The following is a 19,447-nucleotide window of genomic DNA, read 5'->3' as shown; positions in this document are numbered from 1 at the left end:
CATTCACGGAGAGTTTGATCCTGGCTCAGGACGAACGCTGGCGGCGTGCTTAACACATGCAAGTCGAACGATGAAGCCCTTCGGGGTGGATTAGTGGCGAACGGGTGAGTAACACGTGGGCAATCTGCCCTGCACTCTGGGATAACTCCGGGAAACCGGGGCTAATACCGGATACGACCTTAGGGCGCATGCCCTGGGGTGGAAAGTTCCGGCGGTGCAGGATGAGCCCGCGGCCTATCAGCTTGTTGGTGGGGTAATGGCCTACCAAGGCGACGACGGGTAGCCGGCCTGAGAGGGCGACCGGCCACACTGGGACTGAGACACGGCCCAGACTCCTACGGGAGGCAGCAGTGGGGAATATTGCACAATGGGCGAAAGCCTGATGCAGCGACGCCGCGTGAGGGATGACGGCCTTCGGGTTGTAAACCTCTTTCAGCAGGGAAGAAGCGCAAGTGACGGTACCTGCAGAAGAAGCACCGGCTAACTACGTGCCAGCAGCCGCGGTAATACGTAGGGTGCGAGCGTTGTCCGGAATTATTGGGCGTAAAGAGCTCGTAGGCGGCTTGTCGCGTCGGATGTGAAAGCCCGGGGCTCAACCCCGGGTCTGCATTCGATACGGGCAGGCTAGAGTTCGGTAGGGGAGATCGGAATTCCTGGTGTAGCGGTGAAATGCGCAGATATCAGGAGGAACACCGGTGGCGAAGGCGGATCTCTGGGCCGATACTGACGCTGAGGAGCGAAAGCGTGGGGAGCGAACAGGATTAGATACCCTGGTAGTCCACGCCGTAAACGTTGGGAACTAGGTGTGGGCGACATTCCACGTTGTCCGTGCCGCAGCTAACGCATTAAGTTCCCCGCCTGGGGAGTACGGCCGCAAGGCTAAAACTCAAAGGAATTGACGGGGGCCCGCACAAGAGGCGGAGCATGTGGCTTAATTCGACGCAACGCGAAGAACCTTACCAAGGCTTGACATACACCGGAAACATCCAGAGATGGGTGCCCCCTTGTGGTCGGTGTACAGGTGGTGCATGGCTGTCGTCAGCTCGTGTCGTGAGATGTTGGGTTAAGTCCCGCAACGAGCGCAACCCTTGTCCTGTGTTGCCAGCATGCCCTTCGGGGTGATGGGGACTCACGGGAGACTGCCGGGGTCAACTCGGAGGAAGGTGGGGACGACGTCAAGTCATCATGCCCCTTATGTCTTGGGCTGCACACGTGCTACAATGGCCGGTACAATGAGCTGCGATACCGTGAGGTGGAGCGAATCTCAAAAAGCCGGTCTCAGTTCGGATTGGGGTCTGCAACTCGACCCCATGAAGTCGGAGTCTCTAGTAATCGCAGATCAGCATTGCTGCGGTGAATACGTTCCCGGGCCTTGTACACACCGCCCGTCACGTCACGAAAGTCGGTAACACCCGAAGCCGGTGGCCCAACCCCTTGTGGGAGGGAGCTGTCGAAGGTGGGACTGGCGATTGGGACGAAGTCGTAACAAGGTAGCCGTACCGGAAGGTGCGGCTGGATCACCTCCTTTCTAAGGAGCACATAGCCGGATGCGAGCGAGTGTCTCGCACGGTTGCTCATGGGTGGAACGTTGACTATTCGGCATGGCCTTGTGATGGGCACTAGTACTGCTTCGGCGTGGAACGTGGTCCTTGAGCGGGGTGGTGTCGGGCACGCTGTTGGGTCCTGAGGGAACGATGAGTCCCCTCGGACATGGAGACCGGTCTCGCCGAAGGCGCCGTGAGGTGTTGGGTGTGGGGGATGGGTCGTTGCTTGAGAACTGCATAGTGGACGCGAGCATCTGTGGCCAAGTTTTTAAGGGCGCACGGTGGATGCCTTGGCACCAGGAACCGATGAAGGACGTGGGAGGCCGCGATAGGCCCCGGGGAGCTGTCAACCGAGCTGTGATCCGGGGGTGTCCGAATGGGGAAACCCGGCAGTCGTCATGGGCTGTCACCTACTGCTGAACACATAGGCAGTGTGGAGGGAACGCGGGGAAGTGAAACATCTCAGTACCCGCAGGAAGAGAAAACAACCGTGATTCCGGGAGTAGTGGCGAGCGAAACCGGATGAGGCCAAACCGTTTGTGTGTGATACCCGGCAGGGGTTGCGCAGGCGGGGTTGTGGGAGCTTTCTTGACCGGTCTGCCGGCCGGTCGGCGAGTTATAAACCGTTGGTGTAGGCGAAGGGCATGCGAAAGGCCCGGCGTAGAGGGTAAGACCCCCGTAGTCGAAACATCAGCGGCTTGCTTGAGAGCCACCCAAGTAGCACGGGGCCCGAGAAATCCCGTGTGAATCTGGCGGGACCACCCGCTAAGCCTAAATATTCCCTGGTGACCGATAGCGGATAGTACCGTGAGGGAATGGTGAAAAGTACCGCGGGAGCGGAGTGAAATAGTACCTGAAACCGTGTGCCTACAAGCCGTGGGAGCGTCGCCGTCAGGTTTTGCTTGGCGGTCGTGACTGCGTGCCTTTTGAAGAATGAGCCTGCGAGTTTGCGGTGCGTGGCGAGGTTAACCCGTGTGGGGTAGCCGTAGCGAAAGCGAGTCCGAACAGGGCGAGTCAGTCGCGCGCTCAAGACCCGAAGCGGAGTGATCTAGCCATGGGCAGGGTGAAGCGGAGGTAAGACTTCGTGGAGGCCCGAACCCACCAGGGTTGAAAACCTGGGGGATGACCTGTGGTTAGGGGTGAAAGGCCAATCAAACTCCGTGATAGCTGGTTCTCCCCGAAATGCATTTAGGTGCAGCGTCGTGTGTTTCTTGCCGGAGGTAGAGCACTGGATAGGCGATGGGCCCTACCGGGTTACTGACCTTAGCCAAACTCCGAATGCCGGTAAGTGAGAGCGCGGCAGTGAGACTGTGGGGGATAAGCTCCATGGTCGAGAGGGAAACAGCCCAGAGCATCGACTAAGGCCCCTAAGCGTGTGCTAAGTGGGAAAGGATGTGGAGTCGCAGAGACAACCAGGAGGTTGGCTTAGAAGCAGCCATCCTTGAAAGAGTGCGTAATAGCTCACTGGTCAAGTGATTCCGCGCCGACAATGTAGCGGGGCTCAAGTACACCGCCGAAGTCGTGTCACTCACACAATACCTCCAACGAGGGTGTGGGTGGGTAGGGGAGCGTCGTGTGCCGGGTGAAGCAGCGCCGGAAGGTAGTTGTGGACGGTTCACGAGTGAGAATGCAGGCATGAGTAGCGATACAAGAGTGGGAAACTCTTGCGCCGATTGACTAAGGGTTCCTGGGTCAAGCTGATCTGCCCAGGGTAAGTCGGGACCTAAGGCGAGGCCGACAGGCGTAGTCGATGGACAACCGGTTGATATTCCGGTACCCGTGGCAGTGCGCCAACGCTGAATCCTCGAATGCTAAGGCCGTGAAGCCGCCTCTGATCTCTTCGGAGTGAGGGGGAGTGGTGGAGCCGCCGGTCCAACGTGGTAGTAGGTGAGCGATGGGGTGACGCAGGAAGGTAGTCCAGCCCGGGCGGTGGTTGTCCCGGGGTAAGGGTGTAGGACGTCATGCAGGCAAATCCGTATGACACATAGTCTGAGACCTGATGCCGAGCCGATTGTGGTGAAGTGGATGATCCTATGCTGTCGAGAAAAGCCTCTAGTGAGTGCTGTTGCGGCCCGTACCCTAAACCGACTCAGGTGGTCAGGTAGAGAATACCGAGGCGTTCGGGTGAACTATGGTTAAGGAACTCGGCAAAATGCCCCCGTAACTTCGGGAGAAGGGGGGCCATTCCTGGTGATCCGTCGTGCACGGTGAGCTGGGGGTGGCCGCAGAGACCAGCGAGAAGCGACTGTTTACTAAAAACACAGGTCCGTGCGAAGCCGTAAGGCGATGTATACGGACTGACGCCTGCCCGGTGCTGGAACGTTAAGGGGACCGGTTAGCTCTGATTCGTCAGGGCGAAGCTGAGAACTTAAGCGCCAGTAAACGGCGGTGGTAACTATAACCATCCTAAGGTAGCGAAATTCCTTGTCGGGTAAGTTCCGACCTGCACGAATGGCGTAACGACTTCTCGACTGTCTCAACCATAGGCCCGGTGAAATTGCATTACGAGTAAAGATGCTCGTTTCGCGCAGCAGGACGGAAAGACCCCGGGACCTTTACTACAGTTTGATATTGGTGTTCGGTTCGGCTTGTGTAGGATAGGTGGGAGACTGTGAAGCTCAGGCGCCAGCTTGGGTGGAGTCGTTGTTGAAATACCACTCTGGTCGTGCTGGATGTCTAACCTGGGTCCGTGATCCGGATCAGGGACAGTGTCTGATGGGTAGTTTAACTGGGGCGGTTGCCTCCTAAAGGGTAACGGAGGCGCCCAAAGGTTCCCTCAGCCTGGTTGGCAATCAGGTGTTGAGTGTAAGTGCACAAGGGAGCTTGACTGTGAGACTGACGGGTCGAGCAGGAGCGAAAGCTGGGACTAGTGATCCGGCGGTGGCTTGTGGAAGCGCCGTCGCTCAACGGATAAAAGGTACCCCGGGGATAACAGGCTGATCTTCCCCAAGAGTCCATATCGACGGGATGGTTTGGCACCTCGATGTCGGCTCGTCGCATCCTGGGGCTGGAGTCGGTCCCAAGGGTTGGGCTGTTCGCCCATTAAAGCGGTACGCGAGCTGGGTTTAGAACGTCGTGAGACAGTTCGGTCCCTATCCGCTGTGCGCGTAGGAGTCTTGAGAAGGGCTGTCCCTAGTACGAGAGGACCGGGACGGACGGACCTCTGGTGTGCCAGTTGTTCTGCCAAGGGCATGGCTGGTTGGCTACGTTCGGGAGGGATAACCGCTGAAAGCATCTAAGCGGGAAGCCTGCTTCGAGATGAGGGCTCCCACCCACTTGATGGGGTAAGGCTCCCAGTAGACGACTGGGTTGATAGGCCGGATATGGAAGCCAGGTGACTGGTGGAGTTGACCGGTACTAATAGGCCGAGGGCTTGTCCATAGGTTGCTCGCGTCCACTGTGTAGGTTCTGAGGTAACGAAAAACCGTCACAATCCCCGTGTAGGGTGTGTTGTGTGGTCTGGTTGTTTACTTCATAGTGTTTCGGTGGTTATAGCGTTAGGGAAACGCCCGGTTACATTCCGAACCCGGAAGCTAAGCCTTTCAGCGCCGATGGTACTGCGGGGGGGACCCCGTGGGAGAGTAGGACGCCGCCGAACAATTTGTGGGCCGTTGGCCCGTACCGTGTGTCATCCGGTACGGGCCAACGGCCTTTTCGCGTTTACCATGCCTGGATGGACTACGACATCCGGCCGGCCCGCCCGAGCGAGTGGGCGAAGGCCAAGGCACTGCGGTTGACGGCGTTGCGCGATCCGATCGCCCGGTCGGCCTTCGCCAGCACGTACGAGCAGGAAGCCGGCCACCCCGACGAGTTCTGGCAGCGCCGGGCGTCCGGGAACACCACCTTCGTGGCCGTGGAACCGTCCACCGGAGCGTGGGTGGGCACCGCCACCGTCCTGGTGGAGACCGAGGCCCGTTATCCCGTGCCGCAGACGCACGTCGTGGGGATGTACGTCCTCCCGGAGCACCGGGGGAGTGGGGCGGCCGAGGCGTTGGTGCGGGCGGGGGTGGAATGGTCGTGGCGGCGGCCGGAGATCGCGCGGGTGAGGTTGTGGTGCAGCGACGGGAACCCGCGGGCCTTCTCCTTCTACACCCGCCTGGGGTTCGCCAAGACGGGGGTCTCCGCCCCGCATCCGCCGGACCCCACCCTCACCGGCTTCGAGCTGGCGCTGGACCGTCCGCTGGACGCTTCCGAGCATCCGTAGCCGGGCGGGCCACCGGGCCGACGCGCCCTCAGCCGTCCGCCGTGACGCAGGCCGTGGCCGTACGCCAGATCGACGGGGCCTCCCGGGTCGGCCAGCGGTGCCGGGCCTGCTCCTGAGAGCGCAGCACGGCCAGCGTGACGATGCCCAGCGCGGGGCCCTGGCCCATCAGACCGGGGAGTTCGGGCAGCGGGGCGAGCGCGGCGACCTGGTCGAGGGCGCAGGTCATTGGTGGGTCGAGCCGGCCGGGGGATGACCCTGCGGCCATGCGCCGGCCGTGCTCGACCACGCTTGACACGAGTGCGGTCAGCAACGGCATCGCACCCGGGCGGGAGCGCGGATCCTCCCGCGGCTCGCCCACCACATACAGTGTTCCCCGGTCGCGCACGAACGATTCCAGTTCGAACCGGTCACCTCGCGCCGGCGTGCAAGCGTCCCTGATGTGCACGGAGTTGAGCCCGGCCAGCGTCTGACGCACCGCCTCCTGCGCGGTGTCCCGGCGTTCCGGGTGGGCGTGCAGCGTCGCCTCCAGCTCGCCGCTCCACCCCGACGCCGCCTCCCGTGCCGTGCGCAGGATGCGTACCGGTTCCGCCGCCCCCGAGCCGGCCGCCCAGCGGTGGAGCTGGCGGAACGGCAGCCCGTCCACCGCGGCGGCGTGCAGCCAGCAGCGCAGCAAGGTGGCCGCCGCGTCGTTGGCGGTGACGTCGTGGGTGCGCAACGGGGCGAGCAGCGCCCGGGCGCGGGCGGTGGCGACCGAGGGGTCCTCGCAGCCGCTGTGCGGGGCCCAGCGCAGCCGTTCCGGGGCGTCCACCAGGTGCTCGGGGTCGTAGAGGTGTACCGGGCCGACCGCCGCCCGTCCGGCCGCCGTACGCTCCCACAGCCGCGCGTCGGGGCAGGTGACGACGACCGGGCCGGGGGCCGCCAGCACCACCGGTTCCACGGCCTCGCCGCCACGGTCCGGGTGGTGTCCGGTGAACAGCACGTAGGAGCCGTCGAGTTGGCCGGTGGGGATGGTGGGCGGGGGTTGCTCCACCAGCGGCTGCGGTGCCTGTTCGACGGGCTGCCGTGGGGTCGGCGCGGGCTCGGATGCGCCAGTACCCGTCGCCGTCGGAGCCGGGGCGCCGCTGGGGACACCCGCCGCGTACGCCGGGGCGGCCACCGGCGGCGGCAGCGGCGCGGGCGGGGCCGGCGGATGTGGCGGGGCGGCGGCGTTGCGGCGGGCCGCCCGCACCGCGCGCATCCGGCTCACCGTGCCGACCCCGAAGCCGAGGAGTACCAGCAGGACCATCAGCTCACTGATGAGGATGCCCCACAGCAGTCCGGGGCCGGGCAGGTCGGCGGGGCGGACGTCGGGCCAGGCGGCGGCCACGTTCTTGGGGGAGACCACCAGTTGCCGCATGGCCTGCGGGGTGTGGGTGAAGTACAGGGAGTCCGGCCAGTGGCCGTGGGCGAACAGCCCGGCGAGCCCGGTGGCCGTCCACACCAGGACCGTCACCGCGAGCAGGAAGCCGATCAGGAAGACCAGCAGGCCGTCCGGGATGCCGCCCTCCCGGCGGGTGCGCGTCGGAGGGGTCACGGGTCACGCCACCTCACGCCACCACGTCGTCGGCGAGCTGCTTGCCCAACGTCACCTCGTCCGCGGTGCGTTCCCGGGCGGCCGGTCCGGTGGACGCCTCGGTCATCGCCCGGTCGGTGTAGACCAGCGGCCGTTCCGCCTCGGTGATCAGGTGCTTGACCACCTGCACGTTGCCGTTGACGTCCCACACCGCGATGCCCGGGGTGAGCGTGGGGATGATCTCCACGGCCCACCGGGGCAGCCCCAGGACGCGTCCGGTGGCCCGGGCCTCGTCCGCCTTCTGGGCGTAGATCGTCCGGGTGGAGGCCATCTTGAGGATGGCCGCGGCCTCCTTGGCGGCGGCGCCGTCCACCACGTCGGACAGATGGTGGACGACGGCGACGAACGACAGCCCCAGCCGCCGACCGAACTTCAGCAGCCGCTGGAAGAGCTGGGCCACGAACGGGCTGTTGATGATGTGCCAGGCCTCCTCCACCAGGAAGATCCGCTTGACCCGGTCGGGGCGGATCCAGGTGTGTTCCAGCCAGACGCCGACGATGGCCATGAGGATGGGCATGGCGATCGAGTTGCGGTCGATGTGCGACAGGTCGAAGACGATCAGCGGCGCGTCCAGGTCGATCCCGGCCGTGGTCGGCCCGTCGAACATGCCCCGCAGGTCGCCGTCGACCAGCCGGTCGAGGACGAGCGCCACGTCCAGCCCCCAGGCCCGTACGTCCTCTATGTCGACGTTCATCGACTCGGCGGACTCGGCGGCCGGGTGGCGCAGCCGGTCGACGATGTCGGTGAGGATCGGCTGCCGGTCGGTGACGTTGTGGTGGACGTAGGAGTGGGCGACCTTCAGCGCGAAGCCGGCGCGTTCGTCCAGCCCGTGGCCCATGGCGACCTCGATGATCGTCCGCAGCAGCGCGAGCTGGCCGGTGGTGGTGATCGCCGGGTCGAGCGGGTTGAGCTTGATACCGCCGTCGAGGGCGGCCATCGGGTCCAGCCGGATGGGGGTTATCCCCAGCTGCTGGGCGATCAGGTTCCACTCGCCGACGCCGTCCTCGCCCTGTGCGTCCAGGACGACGACCTGCCGGTCGCGGAAGCGCAGCTGGCGCAGGACGTACGTCTTCTCCAGCGCCGACTTGCCGTTGCCGGACTCGCCGAGCACCAGCCAGTGGGGGGCGGGGAGTTGCTGGCCGTAGAGCTGGAACGGGTCGTAGATGTAGCCCTTGCCGCTGTAGACCTCGCGGCCGATGATCACTCCGGAGTCGCCCAGGCCCGGGGCGGCGGTGGGCAGGTAGACCGCCTGGGCCTGGCCGGTGGAGGTGCGTACCGGCAGCCGGGTGGTCTCCACCTTGCCGAACAGGAAGCTGGTGAAGGCGTCGGTCAGGGCGGCGATCGGATCCAGCGAGGCCATGCTTGGGCTCCTTACCGACGGATTCCGGTGGCGAACGGCAAGGTGTTCACGAACGCCCGATGGTGCTCGCGGTCGCACCACTCCAGCTTCAGGTACGACTTCCCGGCGGAGGCGCGGATGGTGCGCTTGTCGCGGGCGAGCGCCTCCGGGGAGCGGGCCGAGACGGTGATGTAGCCGACCAGGTTGACCCCGGCGGCGCCCGCCGCGAGGTCCTCGCCGCGCTGGTCGACCCGGCTGTGGTGGGCGATGTCGCGCGGGTCGACCACCCGGTTCATCTTGGCGGCCCGGCTCGCCTCGGCGTCGTCGTTGGTCTTCTCGGTGAGCATCCGCTCGATGGCGACGTCGGTGGGCTCCAGGTCCATGGTGACGGCGACGGTGCGGATCACGTCGGGGGTGTGGACGAGCAGCGGGGCGAGGAAGTTGACGCCGACCGGGGTCAGCGGCCACTCCTTGACCCAGGCGGTGGCGTGGCACCAGGGCGCCCGGGTGGCCGACTCGCGCGTCTTGGCCTGGAGGAACGTCGGTTCGGTGGCGTCGAGTTCGGCCGGCCAGGCGTTGCGCCGGGACATCGCCTGGATGTGGTCGATGGGGTGGTCGGGGTCGTACATGGAGTGCAGCAGCGAGGCGAGCCGGGCCTGGCCGAGCGGCTGGCGGACCCGGATGTCGGCCTCGGCCAGCCGGGCGCAGATGTCGTTGAGTTCGCGGGCCATCACGATGGCCAGGCCCTCGTCCCTGGTGTGGCCGGTGGCCCGGGACATCGCGGCGGCCTCGGCGGCCAGCTCGCGGGTGTAGTGCATGCAGGCGACCAGGTAGGCGCGGTGCTGCTCGGAGGAGGTGGAGACCATCGACTGGAGCTGGTCGTAGGAGGACTTCAGCCAGCCGGGGGCGTCGTCGGCGCCGCGCTGGGCGACGTCCTTGGCGTGGGCGTCGGGGTCGGCGGGCAGGGTGCGGGCGAGCATCTGGAGCCGGGTGACGAAGCCGTCGCCGTTGGCCACGTGCTTGAGCAGCGTGCCGAACCGTTCGACCAGGGCTTCCTGGTCCTCACTGTCGCGCAGGCCGACGCCGGGGCCCTCGATCTCGATCACCGCGGTGGCGGTGCGCCGGTCGAGGTGGAGCAGGACGGCGATCTCGTCGGGGCCGAAGGGGGCGGTGAGCCAGGTGACGCGGCCGATGCCGGGCGGCGGGCCGACCTCGATCTCCCGGCCGTCGAGCCGGGTGCCGGCCTCGATGGCGCCGGAGCGGTAGGTGGCGCTGTTGCGCAGGGTGCGGCGGTAGCTGCGGTTGATCTCGAACCAGCGGTAGAAGGTGCGGTGCCGGTACGGCAGGAAGACGGCGGCGAACGCCAGCAGCGGGCAGGTGATCAGCCCGAGGATGCGCAGCGGGAGGTAGGGGATGGCCAGCCCGCACAGCATGCCCAGGGCGGCGCCGACGACGATCAGGACGATCTCGCCGGTCTCCCGGTTCTTGCCGACGATGGCGTTGGGCCGGGCCTTGCCGATCAGGTAGGTCCGGCGTTGGCCGACCGGCTGTGTGGTCATGGCGTGCCCCCTCCGTTCTTACGTTCTGACGTGCGCGGTGCTGGAGCGGCGGGGGCGGCCGGAGGGGTGGCCTTGCCGGGGTTGCCGGTGCGGGAGCTGTGGGCGGCCAGGCCGCCGGAGACGGCCCCCGCGGGTTGCGGGGCGTTGCCCGCGGCGGACTGTTCCTGGCCGCCGCGGCTGCTGTGCGTCTTGATGCCCTGCTTGACCAGGGCGGCGGGGGAGGAGATCACCGCGGCGGCCGGGGATTCGGCGGACGCCTTGCGGTTGTTGCGGACGTTGACCACGTCGTCGCCGAAGCCGGGGACGAACCGGTAGATCATGGCGCTGGCGAAGATGGCCAGCAGGATGATGGCGAGCCCGGAGACGACGGCGGAGAACGAGGACGGCCCGCCCGAGCCGGAGAGCGCCCCGGCCAGCGAGAGCACCACCACGACCACCGGCTTGACCAGGATCACCGCGATCATGATCCCGGCCCACCGGCGTACGTGGTGCCACATGTTCTTGTCGACCAGGCCGGAGTAGACGGCGGTGCCCAGCAGCGCGCCGACGTACAGCAGCGCGGCACGGATCACCAGTTCGAGCCAGAGCACGCCGGCCGCGAGCACCGAGACCAGCGAGACCACGATGAGCATGATCGGTCCGCCGCCGATGTCGTTGCCCTTCTTCAGGGCGGCGGCGAAGGAGCCGAAGAACACGTCGGAGTGGGTGGTGGTGCCGGTGGCGATCACCGAGGTGACCGCGTCCACCGCGGAGACCAGGGTGTAGAGCACCAGCGGGGTGAACGCCGAGGCCAGCACCGTCAGCCACAGGAACCCCACGGCCTCGCTCAGCGCCTCCGTCAGCGGCACCCCCCGCACCGCCCGCTTCGCCACCGCCAGCAGCCACAGCACCAGCGTCAGGATCGTCGACGCGGCGAACACCACGGCGTACTGCCGCAGGAACGAGGCGTTGGTGAAGTCCACCTGCGACGTCGCCGTCACCGCGTGGCTCAGCTTCCCGATCGTCCACGAAGCCGCCTCCGCGCACCCCTTGGCCAGCGAGGACAGCGGGTCGAGAGGGTTGGAGTCGGGGAGGGAGGGAACGGTGCCCTTGCCGCACATGGCCGACCCGGCGGGGCCGTTCAGGTCGCAGGGGGTGCCGGTGCTGCTGGACGGGTGGGGCAGCGGGGGTGGCGTGGGCGCCGCCGCCACCCGTGCCGCGAGGACCAGGGCGGCGCACTGGACGGCGGCGAACGCCGAGGCCACCGTGGCCAGGCGGCGGGGGCCGGGGTGACGGCGACTAGCGGGCATAGGTCAACCCTCCGAACCCGTTGACCGCATCGGTCATCTCCTTGGCCGTCGACGCGGTCTGGTCGCGGCCGACGGGGGTGGGCCCGTCCTTCTGGCTGAAGCCGGTCACCTTCCAGTCATTGTCGGCCCAGCGCAGGTCGAACGTGGTGGTGTACCAGCTTTCGGACACCGGGTTCGTCGACCCGTCACCGGCCAGGCCGAACAACGACGAACACCAGACCTCGACCTTGGCGGTGCCGTTCCCGAGGGCGTCCAGCTTGGTGCCGACGGGGGTGGCCCGGGAGACGAAGGTGAGGCCGGCCGGCGCGGTGCCCTTGGGGGTGAGGCCCACGCGCTTGAGCAGGCCGGCGTCGGTGTAGGTCTTGTCGAGCCGGGCGATGGTCGCGTTCGCCACCGCCGGGTCGTACACCGCCCCCACGATCTCCCTCCGCCGTGCCGCGTCGAACATCCCGTCACCGCCCAGCGCCACCGCGTAGTTGGCGGCGGCGGACTGGGCGCCCTCGGCCGTTCCGGGGAAGCCGGTGGCGATGCCGGAGGTCTTGGTGGTGACCGGGCGCTGTCCGGTGGGCGCGGTGGCGGCGGGGCCGGGGGCCTTGCCGGAGCCGCCGGTGGCGTCGGAGCCGGAGGCCGCGCTGCCGGAGCCGCCGCCCTGCCGGTTGGCGAAGGCCAACGCCGCGATGAGCAGGACGACGATCCCGACGACCGTCACCATGGTCCGTGACACGCGGGCCGGGCGGCGGGCCGCCGTACCGGCGGTGCTTTCGGGCAGCCGGGTGCGCGTCGTGGCGTCGGGGTGATCGTCGCCGGGGTCTCGGTGGCTCGGATGAGTGGGCATCAGCACGCAGCCTAAGTGGGGGTGTCGGGGCCGGGGACGGGCCCAGGGGGGTGTACGGGTGCGCGGGGGGCGCTCGGCTCGGCCGCCGCCCTAGACCGCCATCCCGTACACGATGGTGAACAGGGTGCCGAGGGATCCGATGATGAACACGCCGGTCAGTCCGGCGATGATCAGACCCTTACCCTGCTCGGCGCTGAACGTATCGCGCAGGGCCGTCGCGCCGATCCGCTGTTTGGCCGCACCCCAGATGGCGATGGCCAGACACAGCAGGATGGCGACGGCCATCACGACTTCCACCATCACCCGTGCTTCGTTCCCAAGGTTGCCGAAGGGACCCCAGTTTGGTGCGATTCCACCGATGATGGTGTTGATGTCGCCCTTCGAGGCTGCCAGGAACATGAACAACTCACCGCCCCGCATGATCAGTTGGGACCCTCGCAGGGGCGCAAGGGGCCAGACTCTATATTGGCCGACAATGCCGCTGGCGGATGTCGACCGAGCGACATTCTCGGTGGATTCCCCGTGGGATGCGCGACGGGGCGTCCACACTGGGGCCCATGCCGGTGTCCGATGGGGGCGCCGGACCTTACTGTGTGTATCACGGGTAATAGCGCAGAGCAACGATCCGGGAGCGGGGTGAGGGTGGGATGAGCGGCAGGCGGGCGCGCGGGCACAGAGTCTGGCTGGGTGTCACCATCGCGGTGGGGTCCGGCTTCGCCTTTGTCGCCCTGCTGGTGATCGGCACCTATTCGGCCGCCTCGTCGCTGCTCGGCGGCGGCCGTGCGGTGGGGCTGGCGCCGGGGGCGGTGCCGGCCCGGTACAGCGCGCTGGTGGAGAAGTGGGGCAACCTGTGCCCCCAGCTCAGCCCCCCGGTGCTCGCCGCCCAGCTGTACAGCGAGTCCGGGTGGGACCCCGCGGCCCGCAGCGGTGCCGGGGCGCTCGGCATCGCCCAGTTCATGCCCGGCACCTGGGCCACCTACGGGGTCGACGGCGACGGGGACGGCAAGGCCGACGTGTGGGACCCGGCCGACGCCATCCCGTCCGCCGCCGCCTACGACTGCGAGTTGGCCAAGGAGGTGCACGGCATCTCCGGTGACACCACCGCCAACATGCTGGCGGCCTACAACGCCGGCCTCGACCCGGTGCTCCGCGCCGACGGCGTCCCCCACTACGCCGAGACGCAAGGGTACGTACGCAACATCAAGGCGCTGGCGCAGAGCTTCACCGCGCCGGTGACCCCGGTGGCCCCCTCCCAGCAGGCGGCCGGCGCCATCTACTTCGCGCAGTCGAAGCTGGGCACCCCGTATCTGTGGGGCGGCACCGGGACGGCGGACGACGGCGGCCGGTTCGACTGCTCGGGGCTGACCCAGGCGGCCTACCACTCGGTGGGCATCGAGCTGCCCCGGGTCGCCAACGACCAGTGGAACGCCGGGCCGCACCCGAAACGGGACGAACTCCTCCCCGGCGACCTGGTTTTCTTCGCGCATGACCTGAGTGATCCGCGCAGCATCCATCACGTGGGGATCTACGTGGGCGGCGGTTACATGATCGACGCGCCGCACACCGGTGCCGTGATCCGCTTCGACCCGATCGACGGGGCGGACTACTTCGGGGCGACCCGGGTGACCCAGGACGGGGCGCTGGCGCTGCCGAGGCAGGGTCCGGCCGCCTCCGCGCCCGGCGCCTGACGGCGGCGGCGCGCCCCCGCCCCAGGGCGCGTTGACGCTGCGTCACGCTTGGACCCCGACGTGGCGGCTGCGGTCTCCCTTCGATAACTTCCTGGTGATCATCCGGTGAGAGCGGAACCCGTGCCACCGGAAACCTCGTTCAATGGGAAGCGAACGAGTGGTACGCGGTCGTCGTACGCGGATTGACGACCCGGACGGTGCGATCAGCGGGGGTTGGGCGCGCGGGGATCACGACAACCGGTGAGGGGTGCTCTGGATGGCTGAGCTCGCGTTGGACGGCTCCAACCCCGATGTCGGACTGCTCTACCTCGTCAACGGGGTCGCCCGGCACTGTCCGGGGTGGTTCCGTCAGGTGGTCACCTTCGGCGCCGAGTACGGGGTGCTCGCGGTGCTCGCGGCGCTGCTGGCCTGGTGTTGGTGGCGGGTGGCGCGGCGGCAGGGCGCGGGGGCGCCGGCCGCGGTCGCCGGGGTGGCCTGGGCGGTGCTGTCGGCCGGGCTCGCGGTGCTGCTGAGCGTGCCGGTGCGGTCGCTGGTGGCCCGCCGCGCCCCGGTCGTCGACCACGACCAGCTCACCGTGCTCGTCCCCGGCCGCACCGGGTTCTCCTTCGTCAGCGGCCACGCCACGCTGGCCATGGCGGTCGCCGTCGGGCTGTTCATGGTGCACCGCAGGACCGGCCTCGCCGCCATCGCGCTGGCCGCGCTGGACGGCCTGGGGTACGTCTTCATGGGCACCCACTACCCGACCGACGTGATCGGCGGCTTCGCCCTGGGCACCGCCACCTCGCTGCTGCTCGCCCCGCTGGCCATGCTGGCGCTGGCCCCGCTGGCGGCGGCGGTGGGCCGGGGCCGGGCCGCCGTACTGGTACGGGCGCCGGGGCGGCCCCGTACGGCCGGGGTGCGCGGCGAGCCGTACCCGGAGCCGACCGCCGCCGACAAGGACCTGGCGGCCTGAGCCCGGCCAGCCGCGGCTCAGCCCAGCTCGGCGGCGTACGGCGGATCGGCGCCGGGCCGGCCGCAGGTGATCGCGGCGGCCCGCGCGGCGTGGCCGAGCGCCGCCCGCCAGTCGTCGGGGCCGAGCCCGTCCAGCGCGTCGGCGTCCAGCGCGTTCCGGCCGGCCAGCCAGTGCAGCAGGGCGGCGTTGACGGTGTCGCCGGCCCCGATGGTGTCCCGTACCGGCACCGGGACGGCGGCCACCCGTACCGTTCCGGCGTGCCGGGTGTACGCGGTGATGCCGGCGGCGCCGTCGGTGACCACCACGGCCCGCGGGCCCTGGGTGAGCCAGTGGCGGGCGGGGTCGGCCGGGTCGTCGGCGCCGGTGAGCCAGCGGGCGTCCTCGGCGGAGACCTTCAGCAGCGTGACCTCCGGCAGCCAGGAGGCGAACCGCTTCCGGTAGGCGGCCTCGTCCGGCACGATCGCCGCCCGGACGTTGGGGTCCACCATGGTCAGCAGGCCCGCCGAGGCGCAGCGCCGCAGCAGCCCCTCGTACTGCGTGGCCCCCGGCTCCAGCACCAGCGAGCAGGTGCCCAGGCAGACCGCGCGCACTGTCGGCGGCAGGGCGGCGGGCGCGGTGAACAGCCGGTCGGCGGTGCCCTCGACGTAGAAGGTGTAGCGCGCCGAGCCGTCGGCGCCGAGCGTCGCGGCGGCCAGCGTGGTCGGCTCCGGGCCGCGTCCCACCAGCGAGGTGTCCACCCCGGCCGTGTGCAACCCGTCGAGCAGCGCCTCGCCGAACGGGTCGGTGCTCACGCGCGAGCAGAACGCGGTGGGCACGCCGAGCCGGCCGAGGGCGACGGCGGTGTTGTACGGTCCGCCGCCGCGCCGTGGCGACAGCTCGGCGAGCGCGCCGGTGCCGTGCGGGACCAGGTCGATGAGGGCCTCTCCGGCGACCACGACCCGGGGCGGGGCGGCGGTCACCGGGCGGTGTGCTCGGCGGCGTCGCGCCGGGCGCGGTCGCGGGCCCGGCGGGCGGGGCCCTGCCAGCCGCACGAGCACCGGGCGAAGGCGAAGGCGCCGCGTTCGGCGGTGGTGGTGCGGTGGGCCTGGTCGGCGGCGGTGCCGGAGGGGGCGTCGGCGGGACGGTGGTCGGTGCGGGCGACGGGGCCCGCGGGCCGGGGTAGCACGCGACCACGGTATACCCGGGGCGTGACGGCGCCCCGGGGCCGGTCGTTAACCGGGAAACGACTCATGTCGGATCTCCCCCGGGGGTGGCGGCCATGGCGTGGCGGCGGCGGAGGCGGGCGGCTGTGGCCGCCATGGGGATCGGTACGACGGCGGTGTCCGCGCTCGTCGCGCTGAGCGGTTGCACCGGGCAGGCGGCCGGCGCCCAGGACCGTCCGTCGGCCGCCGCGCGGCAGTCGGTGGCGGGCGCCGCGGCGGCGCTGGTGCGTTCGGGCACCTCGCGGTTCCGCACCACGATGGTGACGGCCGGGGACGGGTCGCCCCGCACGATCACCGGTGACGGCACGTTCGACTACGTGGCCGGGCGCGGCGCCCTCACCGTGGTGCTGCCGCCCGGCGCCCCCGAGCCCGGCCCGGTCACCGAGGTCGTCGCCCCCGGCGCGCTCTACCTGCGCCACCGAGGCGCCGGCGTCCCCCGGGACAAGTGGCTCCGGGTGGACACCGCGCGGCTGGCCGACGGCGACCTGGTCACCGGGGGTGCCACCGATCCGCTGGCGGCGGCCCGGCTGCTCGGCGGGGTGCGGGAGGCCGCCCCGGCCGGGACGGAACGGGTGGCGGGCGCCGTGCTGTGGCGTTACCGGGGCATCACCCGGCCGCCCGCCGCGATCCGTTCCTTCGCCGGCGCCCCCGTCCCGTTCGACGTGGCCCTCGACGCCCGGGGGCGCCCCCGGCGGTTGCGTGAGGTCTTCACCTACCGCACCCCGGACGGCCACCGGATGACGGTGACCTCCGTCACCGAGGTGTACGACTTCGGCGTCCCCGTCCGGATCGCGCTGCCCCGCGCGGCCGACACCTATCCCGGCATGATCGTTTCCCCGCAGGGCTGAGGAAATGGTCCGTACGTGTCATGCGGCGCGGACGGGCCCTTGCCTAGCCTGGAAATCCAGCGCGCTAGGACGAGGAGGTGGTGCACGTGGCATCGTCGCCCGGACCGCAGGCGATGGACCAGCAGGACCTCGTGGCGCTCGCCGAGATCGAGTGGTGCGGCGAACTCATGATCGCGGCCACCGCGGTCGGCGAGGGACGGCTGTCCGCGGCCCGTATCGACGAGGTTCTCGACGTCAGCCGCGCCCCCGCCAAAGTCCCCACCCAGTCCCGCCGCCCCACCCCCTGAGGGTTCGCCGGCGCTGGCCGTCAGCCATCACGTCCTCGGGGTGCGCCCGGTCCCCTTTCGTCGTGGCTGGCGTCACAGTTGTTTCCCCCCGCCCACCCGTGGCTGTACTCGTCTAGCGCGGGGTGCGCACTGTCTGCGGGTTCGCTCGCGCTGGCGGTCAGCCATTACCTCCCCGGGTGCCCCCGGTCTCCGTCTCGTCGTGGTTGCCGTCACGGACGTTTCCCCCCGCCCACCCGTGGCTGCGTTCGTACAGTGCGGGGTGCGCACTGTCTGCCTGGGGTCCGGGGGCCCTCCGGGGTGACTCCTCGCTCCGCGTATCCGCCACGGTTGCGCTCCGGTTACTGGGTCGCTGCGGGGACACCCCTGCACGCCCCCGTCCGGTCTCGTTCCGCGCTGCGGCACGGGGTGGGTGAGAAGGAGATCGGGGTGACCCCAACCTCCTTACTCACCCCTTCCCGCGAAGAGAGGCACCCGCCAACCGGACAGGAGGGGGTGTGTCGGGGGTGTCCCCGCAGCGACCCAGCGGGGCGGGGGAAAGCCGACGACGAAACCTGGAGCGAGGAGTCACCCCCGGCGCGCCCCCGACCCGAAACGCACCGAAGGCGAACCACCCCGGTGCCGAACCAAACCAAAACCCACCAACCACCCACCGGGCAGCGGGCCGCCGGGGCCACCCCGGCAACCCGAACCGGGCGAGCCGGCCACCTCGGCGGGGGGCGTCGGGGCAACGCCGGCGACGGGTCCGGGGGCACCCCGCGGGAGTCCCCGGGGCAACCGGGCGCACCCCCAGGAGTCCGCCACCCCCGGGGCAACCGGGCGCACCCCAGGCTCGCCCCCCGGGGCCAACGGGCGCACCCGTTCCCGCTCCGCCCGGCGCGAGCCGTCAGGTGCGGAGGAGGCGGGCGATGGCCGCTGTGGCTTCGGCCACTTTCGCGTCGGCCTCCGGGCCGCCGTGAACCGCGGCGGCGGTGACACAGTGGCGCAGGTGTTCCTCGAGGAGCTGGAGGGCGAAGGACTGGAGCGCCTTGGTGCCGGCGGAGACCTGGGTGAGGATGTCGATGCAGTAGACGTCCTCGTCGACCATGCGCTGGAGGCCGCGGATCTGGCCCTCGATGCGGCGGAGCCGCTTGAGGTGCTGGTCCTTCTGCTTGCTGTAGCCGTGCGGGCCCTGCGGAGCGCCGTGGCACGGCGTGCCCTCGGGGCCGCCCGCGTTCTCCGCCGGCTGCTGTACCGCCTCGTCGACCGTCATCGCGGCGTCCTCCGCTCGTCGCTTGGCCCGCGGCTTCCACGGTTGCCCATGCTTATACCCCCCTGCGGTATATGATACCGAATCGGCTCGATGTGCGACCCACCTGTATGGAGCACTCTGCCCTATGGGCGACACTGGGGAACGCCGGTTCGCAGTGGCCGGATGATGCGCCTAGCATCATCGAGACCGACCCCAGAGCACCCGAGGACCCCCAGTGCGCCTTCGTCTGACCCCCAGGGAGACGAGCTTCTACGACATGTTCGCCGCATCCGCGGACAACATCGTCACCGGATCCAAGCTACTGATGGAACTGCTCGGGGCGGACTCTTCCGCGCGCTCCGAGATCGCCGACCGGATGCGCGCCGCCGAGCACGCGGGCGACGACGCGACGCACGCGATCTTCCACCAGCTCAACTCGTCCTTCATCACCCCGTTCGACCGGGAGGACATCTACTCCCTGGCCGGCTCCCTCGACGACATCATGGATTACATGGAGGAGGCCGTCGACCTGGTCGTCCTCTACCAGATCGAGGAGCTGCCCAAGGGCGTCGAGCAGCAGATCGAGGTGCTCGCCCGGGCCGCCGAGCTGACCGCCGAGGCCATGCCCAACCTGCGCACCATGCAGAACCTCACCGAGTACTGGATCGAGGTCAACCGCCTGGAGAACCAGGCCGACCAGATCCACCGCAAGCTGCTGGCGCACCTGTTCAACGGCAAGTACGAGGCCATGGACGTGCTCAAGCTCAAGCAGATCGTGGATGTCCTCGAAGAGGCCGCGGACGCCTTCGAACACGTCGCCAACACGGTAGAGACCATCGCGGTCAAGGAGTCCTGACCGG

Annotated in this window: 15 protein-coding genes and 3 rRNA genes; 9 read left to right on the top strand and 9 right to left on the bottom strand. The window is 68.9% G+C overall.

Going from position 1 to position 19,447, the window contains the following annotated elements; all coding sequences use genetic code 11:
- Window positions 1–2: 2 nt before the first annotated feature.
- The 4 genes from SCATT_RS12135 (at window position 3) to SCATT_RS12120 (ending at window position 5,748) form a co-directional block, all read left to right on the top strand.
- Window positions 3–1,528: ribosomal RNA gene (locus SCATT_RS12135) — 16S ribosomal RNA — on the top strand.
- Between the two features lie 274 nt (window positions 1,529–1,802).
- A 23S ribosomal RNA gene (locus tag SCATT_RS12130) occupies window positions 1,803–4,925 on the top strand.
- Between the two features lie 100 nt (window positions 4,926–5,025).
- A 5S ribosomal RNA gene (gene rrf, locus SCATT_RS12125) occupies window positions 5,026–5,142 on the top strand.
- Together the 16S, 23S and 5S rRNA genes form the textbook arrangement of a ribosomal RNA operon.
- Window positions 5,143–5,217: 75 nt before the next feature.
- A complete protein-coding gene (locus SCATT_RS12120) occupies window positions 5,218–5,748 on the top strand; it encodes a GNAT family N-acetyltransferase (RefSeq protein ID WP_014143334.1) in 531 nt (176 codons plus the stop codon).
- 28 nt (window positions 5,749–5,776) lie between these two features.
- On the opposite strand, the gene SCATT_RS12115 is transcribed toward SCATT_RS12120, so the two are convergent.
- The 6 genes from SCATT_RS12115 to SCATT_RS12090 all read right to left on the bottom strand — a co-directional run bounded on the left by SCATT_RS12115 (window position 5,777) and on the right by SCATT_RS12090 (window position 12,781).
- Window positions 5,777–7,321, bottom strand: a complete 1,545-nt coding sequence (locus tag SCATT_RS12115) for a type IV secretory system conjugative DNA transfer family protein (protein ID WP_014143333.1) — start codon at window positions 7,319–7,321, stop codon at window positions 5,777–5,779.
- A 13-nt stretch (window positions 7,322–7,334) separates the two neighbouring features.
- Window positions 7,335–8,720, bottom strand: coding sequence for an ATP-binding protein (locus SCATT_RS12110; RefSeq protein WP_014143332.1), 1,386 nt, complete (start codon window positions 8,718–8,720; stop codon window positions 7,335–7,337).
- An 11-nt stretch (window positions 8,721–8,731) separates the two neighbouring features.
- Entirely contained in the window at window positions 8,732–10,258 is a 1,527-nt protein-coding gene (locus SCATT_RS12105; RefSeq protein ID WP_014143331.1) for an SCO6880 family protein, read from the bottom strand.
- On the bottom strand, window positions 10,255–11,547 hold the full coding sequence (locus SCATT_RS12100; RefSeq protein ID WP_014143330.1) for a hypothetical protein: 1,293 nt from the start codon (window positions 11,545–11,547) through the stop codon (window positions 10,255–10,257). Before SCATT_RS12100 ends, SCATT_RS12105 begins: the two co-directional genes overlap by 4 nt.
- Window positions 11,537–12,382, bottom strand: a complete 846-nt coding sequence (locus SCATT_RS12095) for a hypothetical protein (protein WP_014143329.1) — start codon at window positions 12,380–12,382, stop codon at window positions 11,537–11,539. The genes SCATT_RS12100 and SCATT_RS12095 overlap by 11 nt, the downstream gene beginning before the upstream one ends.
- A 90-nt stretch (window positions 12,383–12,472) precedes the next feature.
- Complete coding sequence (locus tag SCATT_RS12090) at window positions 12,473–12,781, bottom strand: hypothetical protein (RefSeq protein ID WP_041825083.1); 309 nt, start codon at window positions 12,779–12,781, stop codon at window positions 12,473–12,475.
- 248 nt (window positions 12,782–13,029) lie between these two features.
- Between SCATT_RS12090 and SCATT_RS12085 the strand changes: the two genes are divergently transcribed.
- Window positions 13,030–14,070: a C40 family peptidase gene (locus SCATT_RS12085; protein ID WP_014143327.1), complete on the top strand. Its 1,041-nt coding sequence runs from the start codon at window positions 13,030–13,032 to the stop codon at window positions 14,068–14,070.
- Window positions 14,071–14,326: 256 nt separating this feature from the next.
- Window positions 14,327–15,022, top strand: a complete 696-nt coding sequence (locus SCATT_RS12080) for a phosphatase PAP2 family protein (RefSeq protein ID WP_014143326.1) — start codon at window positions 14,327–14,329, stop codon at window positions 15,020–15,022.
- Between the two features lie 17 nt (window positions 15,023–15,039).
- On the opposite strand, the gene SCATT_RS12075 is transcribed toward SCATT_RS12080, so the two are convergent.
- Window positions 15,040–15,981 (bottom strand): carbohydrate kinase family protein, encoded by a 942-nt coding sequence (locus SCATT_RS12075; protein ID WP_014143325.1) that lies wholly within the window; start codon window positions 15,979–15,981, stop codon window positions 15,040–15,042.
- Window positions 15,978–16,187, bottom strand: coding sequence for a hypothetical protein (locus tag SCATT_RS12070; protein ID WP_014143324.1), 210 nt, complete (start codon window positions 16,185–16,187; stop codon window positions 15,978–15,980). Before SCATT_RS12070 ends, SCATT_RS12075 begins: the two co-directional genes overlap by 4 nt.
- 132 nt (window positions 16,188–16,319) lie before the next feature.
- On the opposite strand from SCATT_RS12070, the gene SCATT_RS12065 reads away from it, so the two are divergent.
- Complete coding sequence (locus SCATT_RS12065; RefSeq protein ID WP_106433173.1) at window positions 16,320–17,072, top strand: hypothetical protein; 753 nt, start codon at window positions 16,320–16,322, stop codon at window positions 17,070–17,072.
- 86 nt (window positions 17,073–17,158) lie between these two features.
- Complete coding sequence (locus tag SCATT_RS38565; RefSeq protein ID WP_014627932.1) at window positions 17,159–17,359, top strand: hypothetical protein; 201 nt, start codon at window positions 17,159–17,161, stop codon at window positions 17,357–17,359.
- Between the two features lie 883 nt (window positions 17,360–18,242).
- On the opposite strand, the gene SCATT_RS12055 is transcribed toward SCATT_RS38565, so the two are convergent.
- A complete protein-coding gene (locus tag SCATT_RS12055) occupies window positions 18,243–18,608 on the bottom strand; it encodes a metal-sensitive transcriptional regulator (RefSeq protein WP_014143321.1) in 366 nt (121 codons plus the stop codon).
- A gap of 214 nt (window positions 18,609–18,822) precedes the next feature.
- On the opposite strand from SCATT_RS12055, the gene SCATT_RS12050 reads away from it, so the two are divergent.
- Window positions 18,823–19,443, top strand: a complete 621-nt coding sequence (locus SCATT_RS12050) for a DUF47 domain-containing protein (protein WP_014627931.1) — start codon at window positions 18,823–18,825, stop codon at window positions 19,441–19,443.
- Window positions 19,444–19,447: the final 4 nt, after the last annotated feature.

The organism is Streptantibioticus cattleyicolor NRRL 8057 = DSM 46488, assembly GCF_000240165.1.
GTDB lineage: Bacteria > Actinomycetota > Actinomycetes > Streptomycetales > Streptomycetaceae > Streptantibioticus > Streptantibioticus cattleyicolor.
This window is presented reverse-complemented; position numbering and strand designations above follow the sequence as displayed.